21 protein-coding genes are annotated in these 17,136 nt (G+C 35.6%); 14 read left to right on the forward strand and 7 right to left on the reverse strand.

Features of this window, described 5'->3' with window-relative positions; genetic code table 11:
* The first annotated feature begins 141 nt into the window (after positions 1–141).
* The 3 genes from B0E34_RS00070 to B0E34_RS00080 are packed head-to-tail and all read left to right on the forward strand — an operon-like array spanning position 142 to position 2,240.
* Positions 142–651 (forward strand): hypothetical protein, encoded by a 510-nt coding sequence (locus B0E34_RS00070; RefSeq protein ID WP_087705738.1) that lies wholly within the window; start codon positions 142–144, stop codon positions 649–651.
* Between the two features lie 10 nt (positions 652–661).
* Positions 662–1,444 carry an alpha/beta fold hydrolase gene (locus B0E34_RS00075; RefSeq protein ID WP_087705740.1) on the forward strand — a complete coding sequence of 261 codons (783 nt, stop codon included), beginning with the start codon at positions 662–664 and terminating at the stop codon, positions 1,442–1,444.
* A 1-nt stretch (position 1,445) separates the two neighbouring features.
* On the forward strand, positions 1,446–2,240 hold the full coding sequence (locus tag B0E34_RS00080) for a patatin-like phospholipase family protein (RefSeq protein ID WP_228422976.1): 795 nt from the start codon (positions 1,446–1,448) through the stop codon (positions 2,238–2,240).
* A 269-nt stretch (positions 2,241–2,509) separates the two neighbouring features.
* Here B0E34_RS00080 and B0E34_RS00085 read toward each other — a convergent pair whose 3' ends face one another.
* Entirely contained in the window at positions 2,510–3,517 is a 1,008-nt protein-coding gene (locus B0E34_RS00085) for a DHH family phosphoesterase (RefSeq protein ID WP_087705742.1), read from the reverse strand.
* Between the two features lie 236 nt (positions 3,518–3,753).
* Between B0E34_RS00085 and rpmH the strand changes: the two genes are divergently transcribed.
* Together rpmH and B0E34_RS00095 are read left to right on the forward strand one after the other, a co-directional pair.
* Positions 3,754–3,912 (forward strand): 50S ribosomal protein L34, encoded by a 159-nt coding sequence (gene rpmH / locus B0E34_RS00090; protein ID WP_007843334.1) that lies wholly within the window; start codon positions 3,754–3,756, stop codon positions 3,910–3,912.
* Between the two features lie 153 nt (positions 3,913–4,065).
* Positions 4,066–4,776, forward strand: a complete 711-nt coding sequence (locus B0E34_RS00095; RefSeq protein WP_076390587.1) for a cell division ATP-binding protein FtsE — start codon at positions 4,066–4,068, stop codon at positions 4,774–4,776.
* Between the two features lie 85 nt (positions 4,777–4,861).
* Here the strand turns inward: B0E34_RS00095 and B0E34_RS00100 are convergent, their stop codons facing one another.
* Genes B0E34_RS00100 through B0E34_RS00110 form a run of 3 tightly spaced genes read right to left on the reverse strand, consistent with a single transcriptional unit; the run spans position 4,862 to position 7,617 of the window.
* Entirely contained in the window at positions 4,862–5,575 is a 714-nt protein-coding gene (locus B0E34_RS00100) for a tRNA1(Val) (adenine(37)-N6)-methyltransferase (protein ID WP_087705744.1), read from the reverse strand.
* Positions 5,575–7,029: a sensor histidine kinase gene (locus tag B0E34_RS00105; protein ID WP_087705746.1), complete on the reverse strand. Its 1,455-nt coding sequence runs from the start codon at positions 7,027–7,029 to the stop codon at positions 5,575–5,577. Before B0E34_RS00105 ends, B0E34_RS00100 begins: the two co-directional genes overlap by 1 nt.
* Positions 7,030–7,032: 3 nt before the next feature.
* Positions 7,033–7,617, reverse strand: coding sequence for a riboflavin synthase (locus tag B0E34_RS00110; RefSeq protein WP_087705748.1), 585 nt, complete (start codon positions 7,615–7,617; stop codon positions 7,033–7,035).
* Positions 7,618–7,666: 49 nt separating this feature from the next.
* Between B0E34_RS00110 and pdxA the strand changes: the two genes are divergently transcribed.
* From pdxA to B0E34_RS00155, 9 genes are all read left to right on the forward strand, one after another.
* Positions 7,667–8,758 (forward strand): 4-hydroxythreonine-4-phosphate dehydrogenase PdxA, encoded by a 1,092-nt coding sequence (gene pdxA / locus B0E34_RS00115; protein WP_087705750.1) that lies wholly within the window; start codon positions 7,667–7,669, stop codon positions 8,756–8,758.
* A gap of 84 nt (positions 8,759–8,842) precedes the next feature.
* Complete coding sequence (locus tag B0E34_RS00120) at positions 8,843–9,370, forward strand: YceD family protein (RefSeq protein ID WP_087705752.1); 528 nt, start codon at positions 8,843–8,845, stop codon at positions 9,368–9,370.
* 59 nt (positions 9,371–9,429) lie between these two features.
* Positions 9,430–9,633 (forward strand): 50S ribosomal protein L32, encoded by a 204-nt coding sequence (rpmF, locus tag B0E34_RS00125; protein ID WP_076390581.1) that lies wholly within the window; start codon positions 9,430–9,432, stop codon positions 9,631–9,633.
* Positions 9,634–9,760: 127 nt separating this feature from the next.
* Positions 9,761–10,246, forward strand: coding sequence for an acetyl-CoA carboxylase biotin carboxyl carrier protein (accB, locus tag B0E34_RS00130; RefSeq protein WP_087705753.1), 486 nt, complete (start codon positions 9,761–9,763; stop codon positions 10,244–10,246).
* A gap of 92 nt (positions 10,247–10,338) precedes the next feature.
* Positions 10,339–11,694, forward strand: a complete 1,356-nt coding sequence (accC, locus tag B0E34_RS00135; RefSeq protein WP_076390579.1) for an acetyl-CoA carboxylase biotin carboxylase subunit — start codon at positions 10,339–10,341, stop codon at positions 11,692–11,694.
* A 226-nt stretch (positions 11,695–11,920) separates the two neighbouring features.
* Positions 11,921–13,162, forward strand: a complete 1,242-nt coding sequence (gene rocD / locus B0E34_RS00140) for an ornithine--oxo-acid transaminase (RefSeq protein ID WP_087705755.1) — start codon at positions 11,921–11,923, stop codon at positions 13,160–13,162.
* Between the two features lie 7 nt (positions 13,163–13,169).
* Positions 13,170–13,967, forward strand: coding sequence for a DUF5672 family protein (locus B0E34_RS00145; RefSeq protein ID WP_087705757.1), 798 nt, complete (start codon positions 13,170–13,172; stop codon positions 13,965–13,967).
* A gap of 3 nt (positions 13,968–13,970) precedes the next feature.
* Complete coding sequence (locus B0E34_RS00150; RefSeq protein WP_087705759.1) at positions 13,971–14,963, forward strand: WaaS/CpsH family glycosyltransferase; 993 nt, start codon at positions 13,971–13,973, stop codon at positions 14,961–14,963.
* A gap of 11 nt (positions 14,964–14,974) precedes the next feature.
* On the forward strand, positions 14,975–15,931 hold the full coding sequence (locus B0E34_RS00155) for a glycosyltransferase family 2 protein (RefSeq protein WP_165762921.1): 957 nt from the start codon (positions 14,975–14,977) through the stop codon (positions 15,929–15,931).
* Positions 15,932–15,933: 2 nt separating this feature from the next.
* Here B0E34_RS00155 and B0E34_RS00160 read toward each other — a convergent pair whose 3' ends face one another.
* Genes B0E34_RS00160 through B0E34_RS00170 form a run of 3 tightly spaced genes read right to left on the reverse strand, consistent with a single transcriptional unit; the run spans position 15,934 to position 17,119 of the window.
* Positions 15,934–16,332 carry a methyltransferase domain-containing protein gene (locus B0E34_RS00160; RefSeq protein ID WP_087705763.1) on the reverse strand — a complete coding sequence of 133 codons (399 nt, stop codon included), beginning with the start codon at positions 16,330–16,332 and terminating at the stop codon, positions 15,934–15,936.
* A 24-nt stretch (positions 16,333–16,356) separates the two neighbouring features.
* Positions 16,357–16,707 carry a hypothetical protein gene (locus B0E34_RS00165; RefSeq protein ID WP_087705765.1) on the reverse strand — a complete coding sequence of 117 codons (351 nt, stop codon included), beginning with the start codon at positions 16,705–16,707 and terminating at the stop codon, positions 16,357–16,359.
* Positions 16,708–16,714: 7 nt separating this feature from the next.
* The gene (locus B0E34_RS00170) at positions 16,715–17,119 is read right to left on the reverse strand and encodes a hypothetical protein (protein WP_087705767.1); all 405 of its coding nucleotides are present in this window, start codon (positions 17,117–17,119) and stop codon (positions 16,715–16,717) included.
* Positions 17,120–17,136 lie beyond the last annotated feature (17 nt).

Below are 17,136 nucleotides of genomic sequence, written 5' to 3' on the forward strand. Positions count from 1 at the left end.
TTCCCGAACTGGATAAATGCATAGATGGCAAGGACAACTAAATATAATTCAATATTTTAGCGTCGAGTTCACGTTAAAATAAGAAGGGCATTTTTAAAATGCTCTTTTTTTTATTTACTTTTGAGTATAATTTATTCATTAATGAAAAACTTTTTAACCGCAGTTATTTTAGCAGCTTTTATTGTTTCATGCTCCAAAAAGGAAGCAACTTCTACTTCCGATAAGACCGATAGTACAAAAATCATCGATTCTATTAACGCTGCGAGAACAAAAATCAACGACAGCATAAAATCCAAAAATCATTTTAAAGATTTCAGCGGATCTCATAAATTCACTCATAATTCAATTAAAAATTCAGGTTCTGTAAATTTCAAAAAAATTGATGGAGAAAGAGACCATTACGACGTTTCAGGAAATATAAGCTCCGGAAAAAACACTGTTGAAATAAAAGGATTTATGGCGGTTGTTTCAGACAAACACATGAATTTTACAGGAGAAATTACAGAAAGTATTTCGGCAAACGACAACGGAAAACCTTATACCAGAAAAGGAACAAAAACCTTCCTATCTAAAGATGGCGGAAAAACATACCGACTTCAGGATATGGTAAATGGTTCGGGATTTGTTGAATATATTGATATCCACTTTTAATTACTGAAATATGTTGAACTTCGAGAGAAAAGGAAACGGAAAAGAAACTTTGGTTCTGCTTCACGGCTTTATGGAAAATCTTTCTATCTGGAGCGATATGGAGCCTCATCTTTCCGACAATTTTTCATTGTTAAAAATAGATCTTCCCGGTCATGGACAATCTGAAATCATTGCGGAAGTTCAGACGATGGAACTGATGGCGGAAGAGGTAAAAAAAGTTTTGGATCATGAAAATATAACCAAAATTCACTTACTCGGACATTCAATGGGAGGTTATGTTTCTCTGGCTTTCGCAGAAAAATATCCTGAATACCTGAAAAGTTTAACTTTATTTTTCTCCACGTATTTTCCGGATGATGCTGAAAAGAAAGAACAACGCATCAAAAGTTACCGCATCATCAAAGATGCTTTCGCGCATTACGCAAGAGCGGGAGTTCCGAATCTGTTCAATCCCAATGAAAAAGATATTCTGGAAGGAAAAATAGAAACCGCACTGGAAGTTGCCCTTTCTACGAATAATCTCGGAGCATTGGCTTCCGTAAAAGGAATGGTGGAACGAACGGACAAAAAGCATATCATGGAAAATCTTGAGGCAAAAATTTTGGTTCTTGCCGGAAAACACGACAACGCGGTAAAAACCGAAACCATGATTAAGCATCTTCCCGACCGCACCAACATTAAATCCTACATTCTCGATTGCGGACACAACGGACATTGGGAAAAGCCAAAAATCTGTGCAGAGATCATCAATACAGAGCTTCTTCACAATATGCCGAAACATTTGGTCTTTTAGTATGCTGGATTTTTTCTCTTTCAAAAAAAAGAAACCCGTCATCGGTCTGACTCTTTCAGGCGGAGGAATGCGCGGAATTGCTCATATTGCGGTTCTGAAAGCTTTGGAAGAGTATCATCTGAAACCGGACATTATTTCAGGCACGAGTGCAGGATCAATTGTAGGAGCGTTTTATTCTTTCGGGAAATCTCCGGATGAAATGATGGAAATCGTAAAGCAGACTACTTTTTTTTCGAGGTCTTATCTTAAACTTTCCAAAAACGGAATTTTCAGTTCTAAATTTATTCTGAAACTCTTCACCGATCATTTTCCTGAGGATGATTTTAACATTTTAAAAATTCCTCTGTACGTTGCCGCCACTGAAATGACGCACGGAATTGTAGATTTTTTCTCGGAAGGTGAACTGTTTGTTCCGTTATTGGCTTCTTCAAGTGTTCCTTTTGTTTTGCCTCCGGTAAAAATTGGCGAAAAAATTTATGTAGACGGCGGTGTTTTAGACAATCTACCGATTGAACCCATTGTAGACAAATGCGATTTCCTGATTGCTTCCCACGTGAATTCTATCAGTTATGACAGCCTTGAAAGGATGAGCTTAATGAAAGAATTTGATCGGATTTTACACTTGGCGATCGCAAAATCTGTGTATTCCAAAGCCAAAACCTGTGATATTTTTCTGGATCCTCCGAAGATGACGAAATTCAGTCTTTTCAACAAAAAATTCTTAGATATTATGTTTCAGGAAGTTTATGAATACACTTGTAAAGAGCTTGAGGAGAAAGGATATTCGAGGGGTTAGAGTTTAGGGTTTGAGGGTTTTGGAGTTTTAGAGTTATAGCGTTGAGAGTTTTTAGAATGTGAGTGAGTGTTATTGCGGACAGACTGAAGGTTTGCGAACATAGTTCAGGAGCGACGAAACCATCTCTTCAAAAGAAGATTTAAATTCTGCGTTGATTATTTTCAGGATTTAAAATCAATAAAATTCAGATTCTTCACTACACATCTTGTTATAAATGACAAATACGCAGCTTTCTCAGCCTTAAACTGAACCTCAATCTCAGCCTAAACTTACAAACTCTCCTCTCTTTCTATTTTCACTTTGAATGTTTCAATGGTCCCCTGCAAAGATTCGTAAGATTTTCCTCCGGCTGCATTAATGTGACCTCCTCCATTGAAATATTTTCTTGAAAATTGATTCACATCCATATCATCCTTACTTCTGAAAGAAATTTTAATAAAATCTTCATACAGATCTTCCATGAAGAACGCTGCCATTTTTACGCCTAAAATACTCAGACCGTAATTAACAAAACCTTCTGTATCACCTTTCTGGAAGCCATATTCTTTCAGCTCTTCCCTTGTTAAATAAAGAACAGCCACTTTTCCGTCTTTTACCACTTCTATTCTTCCTAAAATCAGGGCTAATAAATGAAGACGGGAAACGGTATTGGTATCCCATGTATTGGAAGTAATCATCGCAGGATCTGCTCCGTGCTCGATGAGATTGGCAATAATTCTGTGCGTGGTTGCACTTGTAGAACGGAATCTGAAACCTCCTGTATCCGTCATAATTCCGGTATAAAGACATTCTGCAATATCGTTATTCACCAGATTTTCATCATTCATCGCTTCTATGAAATGATACACCATCTGACAGGTCGCAGGAATTACGGTATCGGAATAAACAAAATCAAATTTCTCAGGCTGCTGATGATGGTCGATAAGAATCTTTTTCGCTCTGGAATTCGTAAGCCAGTCTCCTAAAATTCCGATTCTGGAAGGCGCATTGAAATCCAGACAGAAAATAACATCTGCTTCATAAATAAGATCAGAAGCTACTTTTCTTTTGTAATCTGCAATCAGCACTTTTTTTGCTTCCGGCATCCATTTCAGAAACTTAGGAAAATCGTTCGGAACGATTACCTCTGCATGAATTCCTTTTGCTTTCAGATAATGTTTTAAACCAAGGCTGGAACCAATAGCATCGCCATCCGGATTATAATGGGTAAGAATTACAATTTTATGTTCCGGAGTAAGTAACTTGTTGATTTCTAAAAGTTCTGCTGGTGTAAACATCATGATGTTTATTTTTTCTTTAAATTTGAGTTTCCAAAGATAGAGCTTTTAAACAAATCATTGTGCATTATTTTTGAATATCGGGAAAGTACGCATCCCATCGGCATTTGCAAAGAATACATAAAAAAACAGTGTAATTTTTTTAAAAAAAGATTTGTAAAGTTTGCAACTTTTAAAAAATTCCATATCTTTGCAACCTGAAAATTAATAGATAATTACGATTTAAACATATAGTAATGAGTAAAAGAACATTCCAGCCATCAGAAAGAAAAAGAAGAAACAAACACGGTTTCAGAGAAAGAATGTCTACGCCAAATGGAAGAAGAGTTTTGGCTGCGAGAAGAGCTAAAGGCAGAAAGAGTTTAACTGTAAGTGCTTCACGCGCTAAGAGATAATCTTTTTATTATCATATACAAATCATGCTTGAAAAGTAGTTTTTCAGGCATTTTTTGTTGTTAAATTTTCCCAAAATTTAGGTTGTTTATTCTTCTTTTTCCTATTTTTAAAATCTGAAAAAATTTTAAGAAAAAGTACTTTAAAACTGAATTATGCCACATACAAATATCGCCGGAGACAATATCATCAGCTTACAGCACGCGAAGATTGCCCAAAAAAACTTCACGGTTCTTTCTGATGTGAATCTGAACATCAAAAAAGGAAGATTCTGCTATCTTATCGGGAAAACAGGTTCCGGAAAAAGTTCCCTGCTGAAAACTTTGTACGGGCATATTCCTTTGGCTTCCGGACATGGCGCAGTGGTAGGTTTCGACCTTGCCAAACTGAGAGCTTCCGATGTTCCGAACCTGAGAAGAAAATTAGGAATTGTTTTTCAGGATTTCCAATTGCTTTCTGACAGAACGGTTGAAAAAAACCTAAAATTCGTGCTGGAAGCAACAGGATGGAGCGATAAGACAAAAATGGAAGACCGCATTAACGAAGTTCTTGGCAGTGTAAACATGAAAAGTAAGAAGCACAAAATGCCGCATGAACTTTCAGGAGGAGAACAACAGCGTGTTGCTATCGCGAGAGCGCTTCTTAATCATCCGGATCTTATTCTTGCGGATGAGCCTACAGGAAACCTTGACCCTGAAACCTCCAATGAAATCATGACTTTACTAAAGCAGGTTGCCCTTGAAAACGGAGCCGCCGTAGTTATGGCAACACACGATTATCATATGATCCAGAATTTCCCGGGTGAAGCCATAAGATGTGAAGACGGAAAAGTTTCCGTGCTTGATACAGCGGAATTATTTGAATAAAATTTAACCATTAAGGAAAATTTAAGAAGTTAAGTTTCTTTTAAAGTGGAACAGTACTTAATATTCTTAATTCCTTAACAATTGCTTAATGGTTTATAATGTTCTTATTTTTGAAAACATGAAACTCTTTGGTGAGTTCAAGATATTGGTCCGAGTATTGTCTCGGACTTTTTTCTATGGTAAATTCGAGTTCTTCATAAGATCGCTCTTTTAAAGAAAATTCAAGAATCAATCTTTTTGTTTTTGAGTTTTCAATGCCTTTAATATTGATTTTTTTAACTAAAAACAACTGATTTTCACTTGCAATCTGAATAAAATCGTTTCCGGCTTCGACAGGGATAATGACTGAAAATATTCCTTTTTCCGTTAGTAAAGAAGATGATTTTGAAATGAGCTGTCGGAAATTTAATTCCACGGTCTGCCTTGCGATTTTATCTTTTTCAGAGCCGGAAGCTTCAAAATATGGCGGATTGGAAACAATCAGATCAAATTTTTCTTCGGATTCGAAATATTTAAAGTCCTGATGAATATTTTTTAATCGTGAAGCGAAAGGTGAATTTTCAAAATTAAGTTTGGTGAGATGTGCCGCTTCTTCATTGATGTCGATTCCCAAAAATTGCGCCTTCTGATTTCTCTGCGCTAACATCATCGAAATTAATCCGGTTCCTGTTCCGACTTCCAATACTTTAGAAGCGTTATCAACACAAGCTAAAGCACCCAGCAAAACACCGTCCGTTCCTACGCGAAAGACGTTTTTAGACTGCTGAATTTCAAATTGTCTGAATGTAAAAGGCTTCACTATAAATTTGTCGGTAATGTGATGGTAAAAGTCGATCCTTTTCCAACTTCAGATTTCACGGTGATTTCTCCTTTGTAATCTTCCACCATTTTTCTTACCATGGAAAGACCAAGTCCCATTCCGCTGTTTTTTGAGGTGAAATTCGGTTCAAAAATCCTTTCGTAAATATTTTCCGGGATTCCGATTCCATTGTCCTGTACGGAAATCATTACACGTCTTTGATGTTGTTCCAGATCTACATTGATGATTAATTTTCGCTCTTCACTTTCCGCCTGTCTTGCATTCGTCACAAGATTGGTAATGATTCTGGACAAATAAATCCTGTCCATATTAATCATGATATTGCTTTTATTGGAATGCATGAAGATGCTGTCATCATTAAAAACACGGAGAATATCTTCCACCTCAGTATTCAGATTGATGATCTCATTGTTTTTTTCAGGAAGTTTGGCAAATTCCGAGAATGCAGAAGCTACGGTAGCAATCAAATCGATCTGATCGACCATGGTTTTGCTCATCTGCTTTACTCTTTCCCTGATATTCGGATCTTCAGGATCAAATTTTCTTTCAAAATTCTGAATGGTCAGTTTCATCGGCGTTAAAGGATTTTTAACCTCATGCGCAACCTGTTTTGCCATTTCTCTCCACGCCTCTTCCGAAGCTTTAAAACGAAGCCTTTCCTTCTGATCCTGAATCTGGAGAATCATTCTGTTATACGCTCTTGCCAAAGCATTCAGTTCGTCATTTTTATAGTAACGGATCGGGCGCATTTCATTTTCAAACAATGTAATGCGCGTAATCATATCCGAGAATTTCGTAATATTTTTTGCCAGGTTGTTGGACATCACCCAGCTAAACCACACACTGAATAAAATCAATAAAACATCTACAAGAACAATATACTTTACATAAACGTTCAAGACATCAAAATAAGCTGCTTCATCATGATAAAGCGGAATATAAACAATACCTATAGGTTCTAAATCATTATTTTTCAGTAATAAATATGAAGAGGTAAGCACCGCATCTTTACTGGCATCATAGCCTTTAATATCCACCCTTGCTTTGGTTGCCAAAATACGGTTAAGAATATTTAAAGGAACAGGTTTTTTATACTCCGAATTTCCTTCCACACTGGAAAGAAGGTAATTTCCCTTTAAATCATAAACAACAACAGGATGTTTGTTAATATCGGCTATTTCATATATTTTATTATCCAGAAGTTCAGGAAGATCGCTCGTTTTTACACGCGTCCTGCTCAGTTCATAATCCAGGTAACTAATTACAGTACCCGTCTTATTCTGCATGTCAATTTCACTTTGTTTTTCGTAATTTTCCTTTAAAACAAAGTATGGAACCAGCGAAGAAGCGACAACACTTAAAAGACAAACCAATAAGAAACCGAAGAACACACGGTTCCTTAAGCTATATCCTTTATACATATTAATTGACATCCGCTATTTTTTAATTAACCTAGCAATATACTTACCAATTATATCAAATTCCAGATTAACTTTATCACCTATTTTTAAATATTGCATATTTGTGAATTCCCATGTATACGGAATGATCGCCACAGAAAACTGTGTATCTTCGCTCTTTGCAACGGTTAAACTAATTCCGTTTACCGTGATTGAACCTTGCGGAACGGTTACAAAACTACCATTATCTTCATACTTCATCGTGATAAAATAACTTCCGTCTTTATTCTCAATATTCACCACTTCCCCGGTTTTATCTACGTGTCCCTGAACAATATGTCCGTCCAGTCTTCCGTCCATTTTCATGCAACGCTCAAGATTCACCACAGTTCCCTCCTGCCATTTTCCAAGATTTGTTTTTTCTAAAGTTTCATTGATGGCGGTTACCACATAACGGTCTCCTTCAATTTTTATAACGGTAAGACAACAACCGTTGTGTGCAAGACTCTGGTCGATTTTCAATTCATTGGTAAACGGGCATGTTAAGGTAAAATCTATATTGCTTCCGTTTTCTTCAATCTTCTCAATTACTCCAACTGCTTCAATAATTCCTGTGAACATATTATTTTTTGCTAAATTTGTAAAATTATAATGTTCAAAGATAATCAAAATGAGCCCAAAAAACCATAAAGTACGAGTAGGAATTTCAATTGGAGATTTCAACGGCATCGGTCCCGAAATCATCATGAAATCTCTTGCAGACAAAACCATTACGGATTTTTTCACACCTGTAATTTTTGGTTCGGGAAAATTATTTACCTATCAGAAAAATATTTTTAAGTTAAATTTAAATTTTAACTACATCACCGAAGCTTCACAGGCTCATGCAGGAAAGCTGAACATGGTGAATCTGGTGAAGGAAAATTCGATGGTAGAACTGGGAACACCTACAGAAGAATCCACCAAAATGGCGATCGATTCTCTGGAAGCGGCTACCGAAGCTTTACTAAAAGGGGAAATCGATGTTTTGGTTACAGCACCGATTAACAAAGATGAAATGGTGAAAATGGGCTTTAAACACGCTGGCCACACAGGATATTTTGAAGAGAAATTCAATAAAAAAGGATTGATGTTTTTAGTGACAGAAGATCTGAAGGTGGCAGTTTCAACGCATCATATTCCGATTGCACAGGTTGCTGAGAATATTTCCAAGGAAAAGATAAAAAAACAGATCCGGGTTTTAAACCAGACGCTGATTGAAGATTTTAATATTACCCGTCCTAAAATTGCTGTTCTGGGCTTAAATCCTCACGCAGGAGACGGCGGAGTAATCGGAAAAGAAGAAATTGAAGTTATTGCTCCGGCAATCAAAGAACTTTCCGATAATGGAGTTCTGGCTTTCGGGCCTTTTCCGGCAGACAGTTTTTTCCAGCCCGGGAAATACAAGAGCTTCGATGCTGTTTTAGCCATGTATCACGATCAGGGACTGGCTCCTTTCAAAACTCTGGCGTATGAAGAAGGCGTAAATTATACGGCAGGACTTCCATTCATCAGAACATCTCCCGATCACGGAACGGCTTATGATATTGCCGGAAAAAATGTTGCCGATCCACAGAGTTTTACAGAAGCTATTTTCACTGCCATTAAAATTTTCAGGAACAGAACGGAATACAACGATCTGATGAGCAATCGTCTGCAGCCAAGAAAAATGGCAGTAGATAACGGAATAGACGAAGATCTGCCGGATGAAACTGAAGGATAAATCTTTAATAAAGATTTTAAATTAATTTGTTAGAAATTTTATTTGTTATTATAAAAAAATTGCATATTTTTGCACACTCATTTTATGGACAAGTTAAGAAACTATGACGTAAGCTTTTCCGGACTAAAAACCGGCAAGCATGAGTTCAGGTTTGAGATAGATAAAGAGTTCTTTCAATTATTTGACACTGAACAGGAATTTACAAATCCTAAAATTGCGGTGAATGTCTTATTAGATAAGCATTCTACCTTTTTAGAATTTGAGATCAAAGTAAAGGGAACGGTAGAACTGGTTTGTGATATTTCGAATGAAAATTTCGATCATCCTATTGAAAACCAGATCAAAGTTTTGGTAAAATTCGGGGAAGAGTATGATGACAGCGAAGAAGATGTAATCACGATCCCGACTTCAGATCATGCATTTAATATTGCACAACTGATTTACGAAAACGTAGCTCTTTCCATTCCGATGAAAAAAATTTCACCGAATATAAGCGAGGATGATCTTGCCATTCTGGAAAAGTTCAGCCCGAAAGAAATTCAGGAAGAAGAGGAAGAACATGAAAGCGACCCGAGATGGGACGCACTAAAAAATTTAAAGAATAAAAATTAAATAGTTTAATGATGAGATGATGAATCTCATCGCTCATCAATTAAAAAAGTTATTACAAAATGGCACATCCAAAGAGAAGACAATCGTCTACAAGAAGAGATAAGAGAAGAACTCACTACAAAGCTGTAGTTCCTCAATTAGCTAAAGATGCAACAACAGGAGAGCTTCACCTATACCACAGAGCTCACTGGCATGAAGGAAAACTTTACTACAGAGGTAAAGTAGTATTGGAAAAAGAAGTAGCATCTACTGAAGAAAACTAAGAGTCGATTTTCCTCGAAAAACACTCATTTTAATACAAAAACCGCCCAATTTTGATAAAATTTGGCGGTTTTTTGTTGTTTTTTATGTTTTTTTGGTATCTTTGGAACAAAATCAAATATCAATTTTATGGACATTAAAGACATACAAAATCTTATTAAGTTTGTATCTAAGGCAGAAGTTTCTGAAGTAAAGTACAAAACTAAAGATTTCGAAATCACTATTAAAACTCCATTGGCTGGAAGTGAAGTTGCTTACGCTCAACCTGCGGTTTACCACACTGCTCCACAACAGGTAGCTGCTGCTCCTGCACCGGCTGCAACTCCGGCTGCGGCACCTGCTGCAAGTACAGAATCTGCTTCTGACGACAGCAAGTACGTGACCATTAAGTCTCCAATGATCGGAACTTTCTACAGAAAGCCATCTCCGGATAAAGACGTGTTCGTAAATGTTGGTGATGAGGTTTCTAACGGAAAAGTAGTTTGCGTTATCGAGGCAATGAAGTTATTCAACCAGATCGAATCTGAGGTAAGCGGAAAAATCGTTAAAATTTTAGTAGACGATGCAACACCTGTAGAGTACGACCAACCTTTATTCTTAGTAGATCCATCTTAAGGAATTTTAGATTAAAGATTATAAATTTTAGATGAAGCTTTTCATTTAAAATAATTTAAAATTCAAAATTTATAATTTAAAATTTCGGAGAGATGTTCAAAAAAATATTAATAGCCAATCGTGGCGAAATTGCAATGCGTATTTTACGTACTTGTAAAGAAATGGGAATTAAGACCGTTGCGGTATATTCAACTGCAGATAAAGACAGTCTTCACGTAAGATTTGCTGATGAAGCGGTTTGTATCGGTCCTGCAATGAGCAAAGATTCCTATCTAAAAATTCCTAATATTATTGCTGCTGCGGAAATTACCAATGCAGACGCTATTCACCCGGGTTACGGTTTCTTATCTGAAAACGCTAACTTCTCCAGAATCTGTCAAAAAAACGGTATTAAATTCATCGGTGCGACTCCTGAGCAAATTGAAAAAATGGGAGACAAAGCAAATGCTAAGGCAACCATGAAAGCAGCAGGTGTACCTTGCGTACCGGGTTCAGACGGTTTGATCGAGTCTTATGAAATCGCCGCAACAACTGCTGAGGAAATTGGTTATCCGGTGATGATCAAAGCAACTGCAGGAGGTGGCGGAAAAGGGATGAGAGCTGTTTGGAAAGCCGAAGACCTTAAAGACCACTGGGAATCTGCAATTCAGGAAGCTGTAGCAGCATTCGGAAATGGAGGAATGTACATGGAAAAACTGATCGAAGAGCCAAGACATATCGAAATTCAGGTTGCGGGAGACCAGTTTGGTAAAGCCTGTCACCTTTCTGAAAGAGACTGTTCGGTTCAGAGAAGAAATCAGAAACTTACGGAAGAAACTCCTTCTCCTTTCATGACGGACGAGCTTCGTGAAAAAATGGGAGAAGCGGCTGTAAAAGCTGCTGAATTCATTGGATATGAAGGGGTGGGAACTATCGAATTCCTTGTAGACAAGCACAGAAATTTCTATTTCATGGAAATGAATACAAGAATTCAGGTAGAGCATCCTATCACTGAGCAGGTTATCGATTATGATCTGATCAGAGAGCAGATTCTTCTGGCTGCAGGAACTCCGATTTCAGGAATCAATTATTATCCGAAATTACACTCAATTGAGTGCAGAATTAATGCGGAAGATCCTTACATGGATTTCAGACCTTCTCCGGGGAAAATCACAGGATTAAATATTCCTGGGGGACACGGAGTAAGAGTGGATACGCACGTTTATTCAGGATATACAATCCCGTCTAACTACGACTCTATGATTGCAAAACTAATCACAACGGCTCAGACGCGTGAAGAAGCGATTGCAAAAATGAGAAGAGCACTGGAGGAATTCTACATTGAAGGTGTAAAAACAACAATTCCTTTCCACAGACAACTGATGGATAATGAGGATTATCTTTCAGGAAACTATACTACAAAATTCATGGAGGATTTTGTGATGGACAGAAAATATGATAATCACTAAGATTGATTATTTAAAAATATTTGAACCGCCTCATTTTTGGGGCGGTTTTTTATTAAAATCAAAACAAAAAGATATTTAAACTGTAATTGATAAGTGATTGGAATAATAATTTCTAAAACATTCTGTTCTATCATTAAATTGTACTTTTCCCACGAAATTTTTCAGTAGAAGATTTCTGTTTATTCATATCAATTATAATGTTTAAATTTGTACAAAACCTAAATTTATGTCAACAGTAGAAACAGTAAAAGACTCACAATATTTCATTGATCTTGAAGACCGACACGGAGCCCACAACTACCACCCTCTTCCGGTTGTTTTAGATAAGGGAGAAGGTGTTTTTGTCTGGGATGTGGAAGGAAAGAAATACTACGATTTCCTTTCTGCGTATTCTGCTGTGAACCAAGGTCATTCTCATCCGAAAATTGTAGGAGCATTGGTTGAGCAGGCTCAGAAACTGGCTTTAACGTCAAGAGCATTTTACAATTCGAAACTGGGAGAATATGAAAAAAAGATTACTACTCTATTTGGTTTTGATAAAGTTTTACCGATGAATTCCGGTGCTGAAGCAGTGGAAACAGCGGTAAAATTAGCAAGAAAATGGAGCTACGAAGTAAAAGGAATTTCTGAAAATGCAGCAAAAATTGTAGTTTGTGAAAATAATTTTCACGGAAGAACCACAACAATTGTTTCGTTCTCCAATGATCCTGATGCGAACCAGAATTATGGCCCGTTTACTCCCGGTTTTATTAAAATTCCTTACAACGATCTTGAAGCTTTAGAAGAAGTTTTGAACAGAGAAGCAGAAAATATTGCGGCATTTCTGGTTGAGCCTATTCAGGGTGAAGCCGGAGTATATGTTCCGAATGACGGATTTTTAAAAAATGCTTCTGAATTGTGTAAAAAGCATAATGTTCTTTTTATTGCCGATGAAGTTCAGACAGGAATTGCAAGAACAGGGAGGTTAATCGCTTGTCATCACGAAGATGTACAACCCGACATTCTAATTTTAGGAAAGGCTCTTTCCGGCGGAATGTATCCTGTTTCAGCAGTTTTGGCGGATAATGAGATCATGAATGTGATTAAACCGGGACAACATGGTTCTACGTTCGGAGGAAATCCGATTGCGTGTGCAGTAGCTGTTGCAGCTTTAGATGTTGTAGAAGAAGAAAAGCTTTCTGAAAGAGCGGAAGAACTGGGAAAATTATTCCGTTCCGAAGTTGAAAAAATTATTGAAAAAACAGACCTCATCACAAAAGTTAGAGGAAAAGGTTTGCTGAATGCCATTTTAATTAACGATACTCCGGAAAGTTCCACTGCATGGAATCTTTGTCTGAAGTTAAAAGAAAACGGACTGCTTGCAAAACCTACCCACGGAAATATCATCCGATTGGCTCCGCCTTTGGTGATTACAGAAGAGCAATTGCTAGATTGCGTGAAGATTATTGAGAAAACTATTTTAGAATAGACCTGTTTTGGTAGAAATTATTATTCCGATATACAAAAAAACACCTGATGCAGATGATCTGATTTCGATAAATCAGGCATTCCATGTTTTAAAAAATCACAAAATTACGTTTATTCATCCCGAAAGTTTGGATGTGAGCAACTATGAAAAGTTCACATCCAGATTTTTGGCTTTTGATGATGTTTACTTTAAAAATATCCACGGCTACAACTGTCTTATGCTGAGTGTAGATTTCTACAACAGCTTTTCGGAAAAATATTTACTGATTTATCAGACCGACTGTTTCGTGTTTAAAGACGAGCTTCTGGATTGGTGTAATAAAGATTTTGATTATATTGGCGCTCCCTGGATCAGAAGTTCTGAGAAGATATCTTTGGTCAAACTGATTTCAGACCGAGGTTTGGCAAAATTAAAAGCTTTAATCAACTTCAAAGGCAACGGAAAATCGCAGAAAGACAAATCTTTACTTTATAATGCAGTCGGAAACGGAGGTTTATCTTTAAGAAAGCGCGAAAAATTCATCGAAGTATTAAAAAATCTTTCAGATGTTAAAGATGTTTATCTGAAGAAAGAAAATATAAGTGAATTTTATGCTGAAGATGTATTTTTCAGCATAGAGCCGGAAAGAAATGGAATTAATTTTTCTAAACCAGACTATAAAGAAGCGTGCGGATTTTCTATTGAAAACAAGCAGCAGAAAGCACTGGAGATCAATAACGGCAGGCTTCCTTTTGGCTGTCACCGATGGAACAAAGAACGAGAATTCTGGAAACCCTACTTTTCTAAAGCAGGATATTCTATATAAACGATGGATAACTTTAAAGATAAAAGTATCATATTAGCAGTCCCGGATCATTTCGGGCTTCCTCAGGTTTTTAAAGAAAATCTTGAGTTTTTGGGCTTTACAGTCTATCTGGTGAAGCACGATAATTCCAAGATCAAACTTAAAACCAAAGATTCTCTTATTCACCTTTATAAAAAGACGTTCAGTAAGAATAAAACTCATAAAGCCAGAATCACTGCACTGGAAAAAGAAAGTCCGCAAATTATTTTTCTTAACGGAATTGAATCCGCAGATTACGCTTTAGTAATAAGACCGGATCTTTTCAGTGAAAAGGTTCTTCAAAAAATCAAATCTAAAAGCAAATACACTGTTGGTTATCAATGGGATGGAATGCAAAGATTTCCACTGGCTGAAAATATGATTCCTTATTTTAATCGTTTTTTTGTTTTTGACAGTAATGATGTAAAAAAATATGCTAATGTACAACATATTAACAATTTTTACTTTGACTATCTGCATTCCGAAGAAGCAATTCAACAGGATGTATTTTTTGTGGGAACATTTATGAGAGACCGAATTAATGAGCTATTACAATTGTCTTTAATTTTTAAAAAGATTGGTCTTACAAACAGCATCAATATCATCTGTAATAAATCAAAATATTATAAAAAATACGCCGGATTTCCTGTACATTTTAAAAAATCAGGAATGAATTTTAAAGACAGTATCCTGAACACGCAGCAATCCAACGTGATATTAGACTTTCAGAATTCCATGCACAATGGAGTTTCATTCAGGGTTTTTGAAGCGGTTGGTTATCAGAAAAAACTAATTACCAACAATCCTTTGGTGAAAAATTATGATTTTTATAATCCTAATAATATATTTGTATTCACGAATGAAAACATTCATGAGGCAGAAAATTTTTTAAAACAGGATTTCGTGGAACTTCCCAATGAAATCAGAGAAAAATATTCTTTCACTAAGTGGATAAAGCATATTCTGAATAGTAATTAAAAAAGATTTATTTGAAAACTTCTGTAGCGGTTTGTACCTATAACGGTGAAAAATTTTTAGAAAAACAAATTGATTCCATTCTGAATCAGACTCATCCTGTTGATGAAATCATCGTATGCGATGATGGATCGACTGATGCTACAGTAGAAATACTAAATTCTTACAAAGAAAAATATCCCGAACTATTTCAGATTTACATCAACGAAAAAAATTTAAGAAGTGTCAAAAACTTTGAAAAGGCAATTTCGTTGTGTACCCATGAAATTATCTTTCTCAGCGATCAGGACGATATCTGGATTGAGAATAAAGTCGAAAAATATCTGAATTATTTTGAAAACCATCCTGAAATAGAAGTCATTGCTTCTAATGGTTTTGGGATTGATGAATATGGAAAAAAGATTGACGCCTATTCTTTCTGGGATATTCCGAAAATATCAGAAGACATCTCCGAAAATTATAAAGTAAGAGATACTCTTTTAAAAGTTACCAATATTGCAACTGGAGCATCATTATGTATGAGAAAATCATTTTTAGAAAATGTTATTCCGTTTCCAAATCAGATAACATTACATCATGATGAATGGATTGCTTTCGTTGCTTCATTGTTAGATAAATTTGAATTTTTACCAGAAAAACTTTTCTATTACAGAATTCACGCTCATCAGCAAATTGGAGGAGTATTTTTTGAAAAAAATGAAAAGTCTTTATTGTTTCTAAAACGCACATTTGGATTAGTTCAGGATTTTAAAGGACTTTCAAAGTATATCAGAAGACTCTGTGAAATTTATTATAGAAATTGTCTGTATTTGGAGCTTCAACCTCACCATCATCAATTAATAGAAAAAAATATGAATGAAATTGAAGCTCTGTACAAAGAAAAAGTTGATCTTCTGAAAAGAAAATTTCCTATCCGATCAAAATTTCTTTTTCTTACTGATGTAAAAAACAAGAGGAAAATAGTGAGATGATATTATTTTGTTGTTATAAAAACAATATTATTACTTCCCAAAATTCCTTTAAATAAATTCAGCTCTCGGTCGAGCTTCACCGTAAATCCTATACTTTGTAATTTTTTCAGCATTTCTTCAGCAAAAATAGTATATACAAGAATACCTTCATCACTTCTTATAGGATCTCCATGATATTGAGGTTCCATAAGGTATACAATTTCCTCATTTTCATCTATAAAAGCCCTTATCTCATCTTTCTCACAATCTTCATAATATGGTACTGTGAAAATATGGGATCCTCCTTTTTTCAAAACTCTATAAATTTCACTAAAAGCTTTATAAGGATCCGGTATGTGCTCGAATACTTCTGTAGAAATAATTAAATCAAAAGAATTCTCATCGAAAGGAATATCCATCAAATCTACATTTAGAACCCCATCTTTTTACTTTCCATATTTTTCATATGATCCAAAATATTCACTACAAACGTAATTATTTATATGCTTTAAATAATAGTGAAGAGCTCCATTAGATTCAACATTATACAATCTAATGTCAGAATCTTTTGATATGCTTTTTAAACTATTATAAGATTTGTTGTTTTTTTTATTTATCACATCTAAAATTACATCTGATAAATGCCTCTTTCTAGAATTAGAATTACATTTTTTACAAGTAGCATCCTCTCTTAGATTATTTGTTTTTACAACGATTTTTCTAAAACTCCCACAAATATTACAAAATATAAAACCAAATCCTATATTAACTATTGCCTTTTCTATAAAGTCTTTCATAATTTATTTAATCGAAATATACTAATGGTAAATCTTTTGAATACGAAATATTTTTAAAACTACCATTTGCTTTTAAATATACTTTCACAGTATGATTACCTTCAGATAATTTATTTACATCAGAACTTAAATATGACACCGAAATTGTTCTGCTACTATCTCCATTAGGCTTCTTAAATTCTTGAACGCCTAATGTCCCTACATTTACACCATCTATGTTTAACCACATTTCTGAATTCCCTCCAACATCGTTTTGGTATGGCTGCAGCCTAAGTTTAGCCAAAAAAAGAACAACTCCATTGTGACCAGAAGGTATATTTATCTCGGAGCTAACAACTTCATGAATAGTACCTAACGTGAACTCGACGCTAAAATATTGAATTATATTTAGTTGTCCTTGCCATCTATGCATTTATCCAGTTCGGGAAA

The sequence above is a fragment of the Chryseobacterium mucoviscidosis genome (genome assembly GCF_002177115.1).
In the GTDB taxonomy this organism is placed as follows: domain Bacteria; phylum Bacteroidota; class Bacteroidia; order Flavobacteriales; family Weeksellaceae; genus Chryseobacterium; species Chryseobacterium mucoviscidosis.

Bases quoted from the DNA above. Each gene is read 5' to 3' on its own strand.
- B0E34_RS00070 (WP_087705738.1), top strand. From the start codon at position 142: ATGAAAAACTTTTTAACCGCAGTTATTTTAGCAGCTTTTATTGTTTCA.
- B0E34_RS00075 (WP_087705740.1), top strand. From the start codon at position 662: ATGTTGAACTTCGAGAGAAAAGGAAACGGAAAAGAAACTTTGGTTCTG.
- B0E34_RS00080 (WP_228422976.1), top strand. From the start codon at position 1,446: ATGCTGGATTTTTTCTCTTTCAAAAAAAAGAAACCCGTCATCGGTCTG.
- B0E34_RS00085 (WP_087705742.1), bottom strand. From the start codon at position 3,517: ATGTTTACACCAGCAGAACTTTTAGAAATCAACAAGTTACTTACTCCG.
- rpmH (WP_007843334.1), top strand. From the start codon at position 3,754: ATGAGTAAAAGAACATTCCAGCCATCAGAAAGAAAAAGAAGAAACAAA.
- B0E34_RS00095 (WP_076390587.1), top strand. From the start codon at position 4,066: ATGCCACATACAAATATCGCCGGAGACAATATCATCAGCTTACAGCAC.
- B0E34_RS00105 (WP_087705746.1), bottom strand. From the start codon at position 7,029: ATGTCAATTAATATGTATAAAGGATATAGCTTAAGGAACCGTGTGTTC.
- B0E34_RS00110 (WP_087705748.1), bottom strand. From the start codon at position 7,617: ATGTTCACAGGAATTATTGAAGCAGTTGGAGTAATTGAGAAGATTGAA.
- pdxA (WP_087705750.1), top strand. From the start codon at position 7,667: ATGAGCCCAAAAAACCATAAAGTACGAGTAGGAATTTCAATTGGAGAT.
- B0E34_RS00120 (WP_087705752.1), top strand. From the start codon at position 8,843: ATGGACAAGTTAAGAAACTATGACGTAAGCTTTTCCGGACTAAAAACC.
- rpmF (WP_076390581.1), top strand. From the start codon at position 9,430: ATGGCACATCCAAAGAGAAGACAATCGTCTACAAGAAGAGATAAGAGA.
- accB (WP_087705753.1), top strand. From the start codon at position 9,761: ATGGACATTAAAGACATACAAAATCTTATTAAGTTTGTATCTAAGGCA.
- accC (WP_076390579.1), top strand. From the start codon at position 10,339: ATGTTCAAAAAAATATTAATAGCCAATCGTGGCGAAATTGCAATGCGT.
- rocD (WP_087705755.1), top strand. From the start codon at position 11,921: ATGTCAACAGTAGAAACAGTAAAAGACTCACAATATTTCATTGATCTT.
- B0E34_RS00150 (WP_087705759.1), top strand. From the start codon at position 13,971: ATGGATAACTTTAAAGATAAAAGTATCATATTAGCAGTCCCGGATCAT.
- B0E34_RS00165 (WP_087705765.1), bottom strand. From the start codon at position 16,707: ATGAAAGACTTTATAGAAAAGGCAATAGTTAATATAGGATTTGGTTTT.
- B0E34_RS00170 (WP_087705767.1), bottom strand. From the start codon at position 17,119: ATGCATAGATGGCAAGGACAACTAAATATAATTCAATATTTTAGCGTC.